Source organism: uncultured Thiodictyon sp., from assembly GCF_903946935.1.
GTDB lineage: Bacteria > Pseudomonadota > Gammaproteobacteria > Chromatiales > Chromatiaceae > Thiodictyon.
Window position 1 is genome coordinate 48201 of the sequence record NZ_CAJAXH010000202.1, and the last position, 12095, is coordinate 60295.

Here is a 12095-nt window from a genome sequence, read left to right on the forward strand (position 1 = left end):
AGGCGCTGCCCTCTCTCGACTTACAGGTCCGGCGTGAGGCGTCTCGGGGCTTCGATGTCGGTGACGATCTCCACTACTTCCAGATTCCAGACGGTGGCGACAGTCCCCGGGGCTGGCGCTGCGGCATGTGCGCCGCGAAGATAAGGTCGGGGTCGGTCGCAACGAGCCCTGTCCCTGCGGTTCAGGCAAGAAGTTCAAGGAATGCCATGGCCGGCTCGCCTGAGGGGGCACAGGACCAGCCGGCTGTAGCCTCGGCCTGGCCTGGACGCGGTTCCTCTGACCGTCGGACGGCCAGCGGGCTCGTGGTAGACTCGATCCGGCGAGTCAACAACGAAAACCCCGCCATGCTCACCGTCAACATCCACGAAGCCAAGACCCATCTCTCCCGTCTGGTCGAGCGCGCGGCCCAGGGCGAGTCATTCATTATCGCCAAGGCCGGTCATCCCTTTGTGTGTATTTTTGTGTGCGAGATGTCAGTGTATTCAGGCGTACACAGGTGCCTAGGGCGAAGCAGAAAGGTAAAAGAGATTAAGTAGTTATGAACGATAACGCGCGGGTTAAGGTCCTCTTTGTCTGCATGGGCAATATCTGCCGCTCCCCCACCGCCCACGGTGTTTTCCGGCACCTGGTGCGGGAGGCCGGGCAGGAGGCGGCGATCCAGATCGACTCCGCCGGGACTCATGCCTATCACGTCGGCGAGCCGCCGGACGCCCGGGCGACGGCGACGGCGCGGGCGCGCGGCGTCGACATCAGCGACCTGCGGGCGCGCCGGGCGTCGTCTGAGGATTTCCTCTGCTACGACTACGTACTCGCCATGGACCAGGACAACTACCACAGCCTGGCCCGCATCTGCCCCCCGGGGATGGAGCCTAAGCTATCGCTCTTCATGGATTTTGCGCCGGACCTGAAGTGCCGGGAGGTGCCCGATCCCTACTATGGCGGGTCACGCGGCTTCGATCAGGTGTTCGACCTGGTGGAGGCGGCCGCCCGCGGGTTGCTGGATCATCTCATCCGCGAGGGCCGTTAGAACGCGGCGGTGGCGCGCAGTCCGTAGACCCAGTTGCCCTGGCGATCTCTTGGCACTGACCGGCACCGGTCAACAGGCCGTTGATCGCGAAGGTATCGTTGATGTCGTAGGCCCAGGCGGTGCCGCCGACCCCCGGGTGCAGGAGGAGGACTACCAGGGCCATGGTCAGGGCGAGGGCGGTGGATCGGCGGCGGGTCTTGCCGTTGAGCATCGGTTGGTTCCGGGTTGGTCGGTCGAGTGCGCTGGTGCGCGCCGCGTCCAGGCAGCGCCCCAGGGCGTGCCGTGCAGAAGGTAACACGACTGAAATCGACGCGATACTGGGTCCGCGGGCGCCGCCAAAAAGGGTGCGGTCCGAGTGAGCGTGTCCCCGGATGAGGCTAAGATCCAGGTTCTGTGAGATCGGTGTCGGATATTGCTGTGGGGGTCTTATGCGTGTTGTGTGGCGGTGCTGGGTGCTGGTGGCGCTGGTGTCGGTGGGTGGGTGCGGTGGTGGGGGGGACGGCCCGCTGCGGGTGAGCAATCCGGAGGACCTGCCGGTCAGTTGTGTGGCCAAGCCCGCGGCGGGCAGTTGTCATGGTCATTATCGGAAATTCTACTATGACTACAGAAATAACCGTTGTAAAGCATTCAGTTACAGCGGCTGCGGCGGCCGCGTGCCGTTCGAGACGCTGGAGGATTGCCTGAACTATTGCGGGGCCACCCCCTGAGGTGCGGGCGGGTACCGCAACGGGTTGCGGTCGTTGGAAGGCTGTGTAAAAAGGGCTTAACATCGCGCCGATCGCCCGAGCGTCGGGAGCAGCGCCACCAGCACCGAGCACCACCGATATGCCCCGTGAACTGCTGATATTACGCCACGCCAAGTCCGACTGGGATTCGCTCGCAGTCACCGATTTCGATCGCCCACTGACCGAGCGCGGCAAGCATGACGCGCCCAAGATCGGCGCCTGGCTGCTGCGCGAGGGGCTGGTGCCCGATCATGTGGTCAGCTCTCCGGCCGAACGTGCCCGCCAGACGGCGGTCAAGGTGTGCAAGGCACTGGGAATCGACAAGGGGGCGATCGTCTGGGACCCCGAGGTCTATGGGGCGACCCGCGGCGCACTGCTCGGGGTCCTCGGGCGCTGTCCACCGGGCGCCTCCCGGGTCCTGCTGATCGGCCACAATCCGGGGCTCGAGGACCTGCTCGAACACCTGTGCGGCGATGCGCTGGAGCTTGCGGACGATGGCAAGTTGCTCGCCACCGCGACCCTGGCCCGGCTGGAGATGCCGGCGGACTGGGTGGGGTCGGCACCCGGTTCGGCCCGGCTCCTCTCGATCATCCGTCCGCGCAATCTTTAGTATAAGTGAGTGCTTGCTCCGGTCTCGGAGCGCCCCACTTAGCTAGGCACCACCTGGCGCGGCATTGTCGGTCGGCCGCAGATCGGGGCCACAGCCGATCTGTGTAGCGTGCATCTCCTGTCTCTTGCCGAATCCCGGCGCGCCGCGTCAAGGGGACGGTAGCGCAGGGCGGAGCCGTCCCCCCTCGCTGCCGAATAAGGCCCAAGCGCCCGGGCATCGGTGCCGCGAGCGCATCCCAGAGAGCTGAGGAGTGAACAACATGTCGAAGCGTTTGATTCAGGCCGCGGCCTGCGGCTTTGCACTGGCGGTTTGCGTTGGGGACCTCGCGGCGGGCGCCAAGCCGCGTGTATTCGGCGACGGGGGCGTGCTCGCGACCATCCCCCAAGAGGCCAGCTACTGCGCCGGCCAGCCCGGGTGTAACGGCGGCTACCCGGAGGGGGTGGCGGTCGTCGACGACCGTGTCTACGTTGCCGGTCCGGCGACGTTCGGTACGATCGGCAAGGGCCCGAGCGTGGTTACCGTTATTGCGAAGTCGACCGGCCGGCGCCTCGCCGAGATCCCCATCCAAGGTGAAAACACGGACTACGAGCACGCCTTGAGCGGGATCACGGTCGACGGTAACGGCAATGTCTACGCGCTCTCGACTCAACTGGGTGTCGTGCGGATCGAGCGGCATGGTCAGTCGTACACTCAATCGAGCTATGCCACGGCCCTGCCGGACCTGCCGGCCTGTGTGCCCGGCGGTGCCTCGCCCTGTTCGCCGACGCCGCTCGATCTCCCGCCGATCAGCAACGAGATGACCTTCGACGAGCGCGGCTATCTCTACATCACCGACTCGCTCCAGGCCACGATCTTCCGTGTCGCACCCGGCGGCGGCGCGCCCGAGCCCTGGTTCCAGAGCCCCCTGCTGGCGGGCAATCTCCAGGCCCCGCTCCCCTTCGGGGCCAACGGCATCAAGCTCAACCCGGAGCGGACTTACGTCTATGTCATCGAGACCTTCGATCCGGACGATTTGACCGTCGGCCACGTCTACCGCATCCCGCTGGTCGATGCCCCGGCCCCGGCGGACATCGAGCTGTTCGCGACCTTCCCGGGCTTCGCGGCGCCGGACAGCCTGGTGTTCGGCAAGTCGGGCCGGCTCTATGTCTCGCTCGCCGGCTCGAGCCAGATCGCGGTGCTCGATGAGAGCGGGGCCGAGATCACGCGCATTAGCGGTCCCGGCGGCAGTGCGATCCCGCTCGACGGTCCAGCGACCATGGCCTTCGATGACCCGAGCCAGTCGTTGCTCGTCGCCAACCACGCCATCTTCGGCAACCCATCCGACTGGTCAGTCTTGCGGATCTTCGTCGACGAGAAGGGCGATCCCTACCCGAACGCTTTACACGGCTGTCACTAAGCCATTGGGTTGCGCCGACCCAGGACGCGCAACCGCCAGCGTCCCCCGGCAAAGCCGGGGGGATCGTCGCAGATCCGGAAATGACTCACGCCAACTTCAGCGCACCTCGGCCAACAGCCGGTCGAGCATGTCGCGTGCCTGTCCCAGGTAGCCTGAGTCGAATAGATTCAAGTGGTTGAGTATGTGGTATAGGTTATAGAGGGTCTTACGAACCGGGTAGCCCGCAGCCAGCGGCCAGGCCTCGCGGTAGGCCGCATAAAAGTCGACACCGAAGCCGCCGAAGAGCTCGGTCATGGCGACATCGGCCTCTCGGTCCCCATAATAGACCGCCGGGTCATAGACGACCGGCGCCCCGTCCGGGAGCCAGCCCAGGTTCCTGCCCCACAGGTCGCCGTGCAGGAGCGCGGGCTGGGGTCGATGGTCCAGCAGGGTGTCGAGGTCCGAGCGCAGGCGCTCCCCGGCGTCTTGGAGGGTGCGGGCATAGCCCTTGCGGGCGGCGAGTTCGAGCTGGAAGCCCAGCCGCTGGTCGCGCCAGAAGTCGATCCAATCGGCGTTCGGGGTATTGGGCTGGGCGGTGGCGCCGATGAAATTGTCCCGCGACCAGCCGAAGGTCGGCGACCCGTGGCGATGCAGCTCGGCCAATTGGCGCCCGGCGGTGGCGCCCCGGGTCGGTCCGCCCAGTTGCAGCCGCTCCAACACCAGGAAGCTGCGGGTATCGGTCCGGCCCCAACACAGCGGCGCCGGGACGCGCAGCGCGCCGGCCGCGGCGAGCTCGAGGAGTCCCGCGGCCTCCGCCTCGAACATCTCGGAGCGCGCGGCGGTGTTGGTCTTGACGAAATAACTGTGCTCCCGATCGGCTAAAATCACCGCGTCGCTGATACAGCCGCCGCCCACCGGGCGCGGGCCCGCGGTGGGCGTGAAGGGTCGCCCGGTGGCCGCGGCGATGTGTTCGGCGATTGCTGCCCAATCGGTCATGACACCATCCTGCCCGCTCGGGCGCTGGACCTACACTCGTACTGCATTGTTAAACCAGGATAAGAACTGATCATGAATAAATTTGGATCAGGTGACAGGCATTGTGCTCTGCCGCTCCCCAGGGGTTCAAGCCGGCCTTGACAGGATGATCATGTTCGAGACCGCCATCCAACTGGCGAAGGCCTATAGCCGATAGCTCGCTGTCTAGCGTAGCGCCTGGGAGACGGGGCGTATCCCCACCTGCCAGGCGTCATCCTCACGGCGCATGATGCGGCGCACCAGCGGAATGGTGGGCGGGCGCTGTTCGCGCAGCGACAGGCTGTCGATACGCGCCACCAGGTCCAGCAGGGCGGACGGATTGCGCGGGTGGTGGGTGAGGATATAGCGTGTGACCTCCGGGGGGAGCGGCATCCCGCGCCGCCGGGCAGACGCGCACAGCAGTGCCTCGCTGTCCGGCTCGGTGAGCGGGAGCAGTCGGTAACGCGGCCCCCAGTGCAGGCGCGAGCGCAGGTCCGCCAAGCCGAGCGCCAGGTCATCCGGGGGCGCGGCGGCCGCGGCGATCAGTGCGCGGCGGCGTTCGCGCAGTCGGTTGAACAGATCGAACACTGCCCGTTCCCAGGTCGGCACCCCGGCAATGCGCTCCAGGTCATCCAGGGCCACCAGGTCCAGCCGCTCCAGCGACTCCAGGATGTCCGGCTCGATCCCGGGGCGTCCGAGCGGGATATAATGGGCCTGGCGTCCTGCCTGGGTGGCCGCCAGGCAGGCGGCCTGCAACAGATGGGACTTACCGCTCTCCGGCGGACCAAACAGAAAGATGAAGGGTTCGCCGCCGCCCCGGGCCGTCCCCCGGATGGCCGCCACCGCCTCCGCGTTCAGCCCCGGCAGGAACTCGGCCAGCGTCGGCTCGCTGACCAGTTCGATCGGCAGGTGCAGTTGCAGGGCGGGGTTGGACACTGGACTGCGGGTACCGGGGGGTCAGTCGGGCCCGGTGTCGCCCCGTGCGAGTGCCAGTGCGGTGCGGGCCAGCCGCCGGCCGAGCGCCTGGGCGAGCCGCCGTTCCTCCTCGGTCAGGGGCAGGTTGTTGTCCGGGCCGGCGCAGTGCGAGGGCCCGTAAGGGGTCCCGCCGGACTTGGTGTGCAATAGATCGCCCTCGCTGTAGGGCAGGCCCATGAGCAGCATCCCGTGGTGCAGCAGCGGTACCATCATGGTGAGTAGGGTCGACTCCTGGCCGCCGTGGAGGCTGGAGGTGGAGGTGAAGACCCCGGCCGGCTTGCCGGCCAGGGCGCCGTTGAGCCACAGTGGGCTGGTGCCGTCGATGAAATATTTCATCGGTGCGGCCATGTTGCCGAAGCGGGTTGGGCTGCCCAGGGCCAGCCCGGCGCAGTGGCGCAGATCGTCATGGGTGACATAGGGGGCGCCGGCGGGCGGGACCCCGGGCTCCACCGCCTCGCACACGGTCGAGATGGCGGGCACGGTGCGCAGGCGCGCCTCCGCACCGTGTACCGACTCGATGCCGCGTGCGACCTGTCGGGCCATTTCGGCAGTGGCCCCATGGCGGCTGTAATAGAGGACCAGGATGTAGCTCAAGAAATACCTCGACGTGTGTTCTGGACGGCGCACGGCGGCCGGTTCCGGGGGCGTGTACCCGTGACCGCGTCGACCGTCGGCTCAAGACTCGGCAGTGTAACCCAAGACGCGCGCCGCTCCGTGAGAAACGCAAATTAGGCAGATAAGACAATGACCTTTGTTAGAGTAGACGCGGCTGAGGTGGAGGGCGCCGCACCGCCGGTGTGTTGCCGCTGTCTGGTCGATGGGCGGGTTCAGGGGGTCTATTTCCGGGGCGCGACCCGGGAGCAGGCCCTGCGCCTGGGGGTGACGGGCTATGCCCGCAACCTGCCCGACGGCCGCGTGGAGGTGCTGGCCTGCGGCCCCGCCGACGCGGTCGCGCAACTGCGCGACTGGCTGCGCGGCGGACCGCCCATGGCGCGGGTCAGCTCAGTCACCTGCGAGCCGCGGGAACATCGGGCCTGGTCCGGTTTTTCGGTGGATTGAGAAGGTCGGCGGTCAAGTAGCAGAGGTTCAAACCCTCGCGTTCGGAGAGTGCATTGCAGAAGGCGAGCGACTGCGGCCAGTCGACATGGGTCGCCGGAAGGTCGTCATCGTCCCCCGCTTTGGACCATGCCCGAGTGCCGGACGAACTCGGCAATCTGCGCCTGTGTGGCTGGCGGCGAGCCCATGCGGAAGGTGCCGCCGGGGATCGGGACCAGGTCGAGCAGGGGCGAGCCCCGGGTCGCTGCGGGCGGCGGTATTGGGTTCGGCAACAGCTCGGGCTCAGGTGCGGGCGCGGGCGCCTCCCACAAGATGGGCTCGGTGCGGCCGACGAAGAGTAGCCCGAGTCCGGCCGCGGTGGCCCAGCAGGCGAGTACGGCGGGGAAGGGCAGGTTACGGATGGTCCAGAAGGCGAATGTACCGAGCGCAAGACTGGCGGCCCACAGCAATAGCACCTCCCACCACGTCCGCGGGATGCGCTCCCAGAGCGACTGGATGCGACCTTTAACCCGGGCGGCGGCGGTTGGGTTCATGGGCCGCGACTGCCGACGCCGGTGGCCGCCTGCAACCGCTCCAGTGCGGTCGCGAAGTCGAACGCATCGATCGCCTCGGCGATCCCCGGGTAGGCATCCCCCAGACCGGCGCGCAGCAGGGATTCATGCTCCGCGAGCAGGTGACCGCTGGCGAAGTCGCAGGCGGTGAGCGCGATGGCGAGGCGGTCATAGACCTTGTCTAATCGCTCCTCGTCGAGCGGCTCCGCGGGCGCAGCGGCTGCGCCCGGCACCGAGTGCAGCCGCTGCGCCATCGCCTCAATCAGATCCAATAGCGGCGCGTCGAGGCCCTCCTGCAAGGCCAGCACCCGCGCGATCGGCTCCGGGCGGGCGATGGCGTGCTCCAAGGTCTCCGCCAGGTCGCGGATGGTCGTGGCGCCGATCTGTGCCGCGGTGCCCTTGAGGGTGTGGGCGAGGCGCCGCGCGGTGGGCCAATCGTCGGCGGCCAGGGCGCTTCCCACCTGGGCCGGGCAGTCGCGCTGACCGGCGATGAATTTTTCCAACAGCGGATGATGGGGAGCTCCCGCCGACCGGGGAGCCGACGGATGGCGCGGGTGGCGGCCAACCCGTCCATCGCCGGCATCTGGATGTCCATCAGGACACAGTCGTAGTCCTGCGCCGCGACCTTGTCCAGGGCGATCGCGCCGTTCTGCGCCAGGTCGACGATGAGCCCCGCCTGGCGCAGCAATTCGATCGCCACCTCTTGGTTCAGTTCGTTGTCCTCCACCAGCAGGAGGTGCGCCCCGGCGATGGCGGCAAGGGGTGTCATCGACCGTGCGGGGGCAGGCTCTGCCAGGGTCGGTTCGCCGTCCCTCGCCTCGAGGGTCCGTACCAGCGAGTCAGTCACGGGCTCGATCGGTTGCAGGTCCGGCGTCGGCACCAAGGGCCGGGTCTGGGCCGCCCCCCGACCGAGTCGCGTGGTGAACCAGAAGGTGGAACCCTGCCCCGGGGTGCTTTCGACCCCGACCGCGCCCCCCATCATCTAATTGACCGTGCGGTCGGCGAAATCCGCCGGGTCATAGCCCAGCATCCGAAAATAGGCCGGGGTATAATAGGTTTCACCGGTCTCGATGTTCCAATCCCAGAGCCCATCGGTCGAGGCCTCCATGGCGAGCGTCAGGCGCTCCTGACTGGTGCGCAATCGCTCTTCCAGCCGCCGGCCCTCGGTGATGTCCTCGATGATCCCGACCATACCCTTGGAAAGATCGGACGACTCGATGGCATGGCCGGTCATCCGCACCCAGAACCGGCTGCCATCCTTGCGCACGACCTCCTGCTCGCGCCGATCGGTCCCGCCGTCGCGGATCTGCGCGTAGACATCCCGGCCGACGGCGGCAAAGGTCTCGTCGTCGGGATACCAGATGCGGGTGGACTGGCCGATCTGCTCCCCTGGGGCATAGCCGAACAGCACGTCCATCCGGCGATTGCAGCGCACGATGATCCGCTCCTTGAGCAGGACGATGCCGGCGGTGGCCACATCGAACAGTGCCTGCTGCTCCTCATTGGCGGCAGCGAGTGCCGCGGTGCGCTGGGCGACCTCCTCTTCCAATCGATCGCGATAGCGACGCAAGTCAATGGCTGCCTGGTGACGCTCGCTGACATCGCGCGACAGCAGGATGAGCTCAGGCGCGCTGCCGGGGCTACCCTGCTTGCGGGTAACGGCGAGCTCGAACCAATGGGTGCCATCGGGTAACGACAGCTCGATTGTCCGACCATAATCGCTGCCGGTCGCCGCCGCCGCGGCCAGGGCGCTGAGTACAGTGTCGGCCGCTGGCGGCGGCAACACATCCTGCACCGCCCGCCCGACCAGGGTCTCTCTTGGCGCCGCCAGGAGTGCATCGCGGGTGCAATAGACATCGAGATAATGACCGGCCGTATCGAATTCGAACAAGAGATCGGGGATGGCCCCGAGCGTCGCGGCCAGTCGATCGCGGGCCTCCTCGCTCTCCTGCCTGGCCTGCTGCGCCTGTTGCAGTGCGTGCTCCAGCGCGCTGGTCTTCTCCGTGATGCGTCCGCGTAGCCGACGGTTCCAAAATGCCAATATCGCCAGTGCCAGGATCGGCGCCAAGAGGTCGTAGCCGATCGACAGGGTCTGCGCCCGATCGGCGGCCAGGGCACTGCCACTCAGGGCGCAGCCGAGTGCGCTGGTTGCCAGCGCCCGCCAATGGGTGGCGATCGTCATTGCTCGTCACCGACCGATAATGCGGCCATGGCCGAGCGCAGTATGGCCAGCGCCTGGTCGAAGTCGAACGATTCGATCGCCGCCCCGACCCTCAGGGCTGGGTCGCCGAGTGCGGCGATGAGCAGTGACCGGTGTTCGGTGAAGAGGGCCGCGCTGGCGAGGTCGTCTTCGGCCAGCAGGGTTTCCAGCCGCGCGGTCACTGTGCGGACCTGCACCCAGGGCAGCGTCTGTACGGGCGCGGGCAGCGTCGCCGGCGCGGGTAGTGCCGCGCGCAGGGCCGCGGCCAGGGTCTGGAACTCGGCCACCAGAGCGGTGGCGCGTCGCTTGAGTTCCGCCGGGGCGCCGGTCGGCCTGGCGCCCCGCAAGTCGGCCTCCAAGGCGGCGGCTGCACCGCGCACCCGGGTGGCGCCGAAGGTGGCGCCGAGTCCTTTGAGTGTATGGGCGGCGCGCTGCGCGGTGGCGAAGTCCGCGGCGGTGAGCGCATCGAGCAGTTGCGTCGGCAAGGCGCTGTCGGCGAATTTGCGCAGGAGCCGGGCGTGCAGATCCAGACGCTGTGCCGCGGATGGGCTGGTGGCGAGGTCGAGTCCATCAATGGCGGCGAGACGGGTACGCAGTGCTTGTGCGGCAGCATGGTCGGGTGCCGCGGGCAAGGCGGGCGGCCGGGCGGCCGGCGCCGCCAGGGGGACACTGCCGCCCGCCGGCAGCCAGTCCAGCAAGGCGCGGTAGAGCGCCTCCGGCTCCACCGGCTTGGCGATATGGCCGTTCATACCGGCCGCGAGACAGCGCTCGCGGTCCTCGCTGAAGGCATTGGCGGTCATCGCCAGGATCGGGGTCGCCGTATGTCCGGGCAGCGCGCGAATCAGCCGGGTGGCGGTGAGGCCGTCCATCACCGGCATCTGAATGTCCATCAGGATGAGGTCGTAGGCGGTGCTGCCGGCCTTCGCCAGCGCCGCCTGGCCGTCGTCTGCAAGGTCGACCTCCAATCCGACATTGGTCAGCAGTTCGACCGCAACCTCCTGGTTGATCTGGTTGTCTTCGGCCAGCAGGAGCAGGCCGCCGCCGCGTTGGCGCAACCGCTCTTCGGCCTCGCCGACGGCGAGGCGGGGCGCCGCGAGTTGGCGGCCGCAGAGTGTATTTTGCAGTGCATCGAACGCGACCAGCGACTCACGCGCCTTGGCCAAGTCGTCGACCACCAGCGCGCGCGGCCCCGCCGTCTCGGCGGCCTGCAGGGGCTTGGGCGTGCGGTCGTGGCGATGACCCACGGGCACCTCGATCCAGAAGGTACTGCCGTGTCCCGGCTCGCTGACGACACCGATGCGCCCGCCCATCAATTCAGTCAGACGACGCGCAATGACGAGGCCCAACCCGGTGCCGCCGTATTTGCGCGTGGTGGAGCTATCGGCCTGCGCGAAGGGCTGGAACAATCGCCCCTGCTGCTCCGGGGTGAGCCCGATGCCGCTATCGGTGACCGTGAAGCGCACCACCAACCCAGCCGGCGTCTCGGTGACTACACTGGCATCCATGGCGATACTGCCGCGCTCGGTGAACTTGACCGCGTTACTGGCGAAGTTGAGCAGGATTTGACCTAGGTGCAGGCCATCGCCATAGAGCATGGCCGGCAGGGTACCCAGATTGACCACGAGCTCGATCTGCTTGTCCTCAGCCTTGTCGCGGATGAGATTGCAGACATTGGCGACCACCCGCGCGGGCGCAAAGTCCGTGCGTTCCAACTCCAGCTTGCCGGCCTCGATCTTGGATAGATCGAGTATGTCATTGATAATGTTGAGTAGATGATTGGCAGCGCCGGCGATCTTGGCCAGGCGGTCATGGTGACGGGGAGTGGCGGTCTCGCGGGTGAGCAGATGAGTCAGCCCGATGATGGCATTCATCGGGGTACGGATCTCATGGCTCATGTTGGCGAGAAACTCGCTCTTGCTGCGGTTGGCGGCCTCCGCCAAGTCCTTGGCGGTCATCAGCTCGGCGGTACGCTCCGCGACCAATTGCTCCAGGTGTTCGCGGTACTGTTCCAATTCTTCGCTGGCCCGCCGCTGCTCGGTGATGTCGACCTTGAGTGCGACATAATGGGTGATCTGGCCATCGCCCTGGCGCAGCGGGAGGATGGTCGCGGTCTCAAACACCTCGCGTCCGTCACGGGTGCGATTGATGAACTCGCCGGTCCAGGCCTCGCCCCGGGTCAGGGCCTGCCACATCGCTGCATAGGTGGCCGCGGGGGTCTTGCCGGACTTGAGCAGGCGGGGATTCTGGCCGATCGCCTGCGCGCGGGTGTAACCGGTGCAGCGTACGAAGGCGTCGTTGACATACTCGATGCGTGCCTGGAGATCGGTAATCACGATCGGATTCGGGCTTTGTTCCACCGCCAGGGAGAGCTGGCGCAGCTTGGCCTGCGCGGCCTGCTCGGCGGTGATGTCGTTCCAGACCCCTAGTACCGCAGGATGAAAATCCTAATACCGTTTCTGAAGAGCGCGTTGTAAGATGCAAACTTCGTGATCTACTCTGGTTTTTTCGATGCCCTTGCTTCGTCCTGCGCCTGTCCTCGTAACCGATCGCGAGCGTCAACAA

At 67.1% G+C, this 12095-nt stretch carries 14 protein-coding genes and 2 pseudogenes; 7 read left to right on the forward strand and 9 right to left on the reverse strand.

Annotated elements, in window-relative coordinates; translation table 11 throughout:
* Positions 1 to 127: 127 nt before the first annotated feature.
* The 3 genes and pseudogenes from QZX93_RS27435 to QZX93_RS17075 all read left to right on the forward strand — a co-directional run bounded on the left by QZX93_RS27435 (position 128) and on the right by QZX93_RS17075 (position 1027).
* Positions 128 to 223 carry an SEC-C metal-binding domain-containing protein gene (locus tag QZX93_RS27435; protein ID WP_366760592.1) on the forward strand — a complete coding sequence of 32 codons (96 nt, stop codon included), beginning with the start codon at positions 128 to 130 and terminating at the stop codon, positions 221 to 223.
* 121 nt (positions 224 to 344) lie between these two features.
* A pseudogene (locus QZX93_RS17070) lies at positions 345 to 449 on the forward strand (type II toxin-antitoxin system prevent-host-death family antitoxin); the annotation flags it as partial.
* An 89-nt stretch (positions 450 to 538) separates the two neighbouring features.
* Positions 539 to 1027, forward strand: coding sequence for a low molecular weight protein-tyrosine-phosphatase (locus QZX93_RS17075; protein ID WP_295392545.1), 489 nt, complete (start codon positions 539 to 541; stop codon positions 1025 to 1027).
* Here QZX93_RS17075 and QZX93_RS17080 read toward each other — a convergent pair.
* Entirely contained in the window at positions 1008 to 1325 is a 318-nt protein-coding gene (locus tag QZX93_RS17080; RefSeq protein ID WP_295392547.1) for a hypothetical protein, read from the reverse strand. The two genes, QZX93_RS17075 and QZX93_RS17080, sit on opposite strands and share 20 nt — an antisense overlap.
* A gap of 130 nt (positions 1326 to 1455) precedes the next feature.
* Here QZX93_RS17080 and QZX93_RS17085 point away from each other — a divergent pair, with 130 nt between their 5' ends.
* From QZX93_RS17085 to QZX93_RS17095, 3 genes are all read left to right on the forward strand, one after another.
* Positions 1456 to 1734: a BPTI/Kunitz domain-containing protein gene (locus tag QZX93_RS17085; RefSeq protein WP_295392548.1), complete on the forward strand. Its 279-nt coding sequence runs from the start codon at positions 1456 to 1458 to the stop codon at positions 1732 to 1734.
* Between the two features lie 118 nt (positions 1735 to 1852).
* Entirely contained in the window at positions 1853 to 2362 is a 510-nt protein-coding gene (locus tag QZX93_RS17090; RefSeq protein ID WP_295392549.1) for a histidine phosphatase family protein, read from the forward strand.
* 259 nt (positions 2363 to 2621) lie between these two features.
* Positions 2622 to 3758, forward strand: coding sequence for an SMP-30/gluconolactonase/LRE family protein (locus tag QZX93_RS17095; RefSeq protein ID WP_295392551.1), 1137 nt, complete (start codon positions 2622 to 2624; stop codon positions 3756 to 3758).
* A gap of 96 nt (positions 3759 to 3854) precedes the next feature.
* On the opposite strand, the gene QZX93_RS17100 is transcribed toward QZX93_RS17095, so the two are convergent.
* From QZX93_RS17100 to wrbA, 3 genes are all read right to left on the reverse strand, one after another.
* Positions 3855 to 4733, reverse strand: coding sequence for a fructosamine kinase family protein (locus QZX93_RS17100; protein WP_295392552.1), 879 nt, complete (start codon positions 4731 to 4733; stop codon positions 3855 to 3857).
* A gap of 204 nt (positions 4734 to 4937) precedes the next feature.
* Positions 4938 to 5687 (reverse strand): DnaA regulatory inactivator Hda, encoded by a 750-nt coding sequence (gene hda / locus QZX93_RS17105; protein WP_295392553.1) that lies wholly within the window; start codon positions 5685 to 5687, stop codon positions 4938 to 4940.
* Positions 5688 to 5708: 21 nt separating this feature from the next.
* A complete protein-coding gene (wrbA, locus tag QZX93_RS17110; protein WP_295392554.1) occupies positions 5709 to 6320 on the reverse strand; it encodes an NAD(P)H:quinone oxidoreductase in 612 nt (203 codons plus the stop codon).
* Positions 6321 to 6470: 150 nt separating this feature from the next.
* On the opposite strand from wrbA, the gene QZX93_RS17115 reads away from it, so the two are divergent.
* Positions 6471 to 6785 (forward strand): acylphosphatase, encoded by a 315-nt coding sequence (locus QZX93_RS17115; protein WP_295392556.1) that lies wholly within the window; start codon positions 6471 to 6473, stop codon positions 6783 to 6785.
* Between the two features lie 104 nt (positions 6786 to 6889).
* Here QZX93_RS17115 and QZX93_RS17120 read toward each other — a convergent pair whose 3' ends face one another.
* From QZX93_RS17120 to QZX93_RS17140, 5 genes and pseudogenes are all read right to left on the reverse strand, one after another.
* Positions 6890 to 7315, reverse strand: a complete 426-nt coding sequence (locus QZX93_RS17120) for a hypothetical protein (RefSeq protein WP_295392559.1) — start codon at positions 7313 to 7315, stop codon at positions 6890 to 6892.
* On the reverse strand, positions 7312 to 7836 hold the full coding sequence (locus tag QZX93_RS17125) for an Hpt domain-containing protein (RefSeq protein WP_295392561.1): 525 nt from the start codon (positions 7834 to 7836) through the stop codon (positions 7312 to 7314). Before QZX93_RS17125 ends, QZX93_RS17120 begins: the two co-directional genes overlap by 4 nt.
* Positions 7837 to 7895: 59 nt before the next feature.
* A pseudogene (locus QZX93_RS27440) lies at positions 7896 to 8315 on the reverse strand (response regulator); the annotation flags it as partial.
* Entirely contained in the window at positions 8316 to 9515 is a 1200-nt protein-coding gene (locus QZX93_RS17135) for a PAS domain S-box protein (RefSeq protein ID WP_295392562.1), read from the reverse strand.
* On the reverse strand, positions 9512 to 11941 hold the full coding sequence (locus tag QZX93_RS17140) for an ATP-binding protein (protein ID WP_366760597.1): 2430 nt from the start codon (positions 11939 to 11941) through the stop codon (positions 9512 to 9514). The genes QZX93_RS17135 and QZX93_RS17140 overlap by 4 nt, the downstream gene beginning before the upstream one ends.
* Positions 11942 to 12095: the final 154 nt, after the last annotated feature.

What these genes read in the sequence shown, in the direction of transcription:
- QZX93_RS17075 (WP_295392545.1), top strand. Translation starts at nt 539, where the DNA reads ATGAACGATAACGCGCGGGTTAAGGTCCTCTTTGTCTGCATGGGCAAT.
- QZX93_RS17085 (WP_295392548.1), top strand. Translation starts at nt 1,456, where the DNA reads ATGCGTGTTGTGTGGCGGTGCTGGGTGCTGGTGGCGCTGGTGTCGGTG.
- QZX93_RS17090 (WP_295392549.1), top strand. Translation starts at nt 1,853, where the DNA reads ATGCCCCGTGAACTGCTGATATTACGCCACGCCAAGTCCGACTGGGAT.
- QZX93_RS17095 (WP_295392551.1), top strand. Translation starts at nt 2,622, where the DNA reads ATGTCGAAGCGTTTGATTCAGGCCGCGGCCTGCGGCTTTGCACTGGCG.
- QZX93_RS17100 (WP_295392552.1), bottom strand. Translation starts at nt 4,733, where the DNA reads ATGACCGATTGGGCAGCAATCGCCGAACACATCGCCGCGGCCACCGGG.
- QZX93_RS17115 (WP_295392556.1), top strand. Translation starts at nt 6,471, where the DNA reads ATGACCTTTGTTAGAGTAGACGCGGCTGAGGTGGAGGGCGCCGCACCG.
- QZX93_RS17120 (WP_295392559.1), bottom strand. Translation starts at nt 7,315, where the DNA reads ATGAACCCAACCGCCGCCGCCCGGGTTAAAGGTCGCATCCAGTCGCTC.
- QZX93_RS17135 (WP_295392562.1), bottom strand. Translation starts at nt 9,515, where the DNA reads ATGACGATCGCCACCCATTGGCGGGCGCTGGCAACCAGCGCACTCGGC.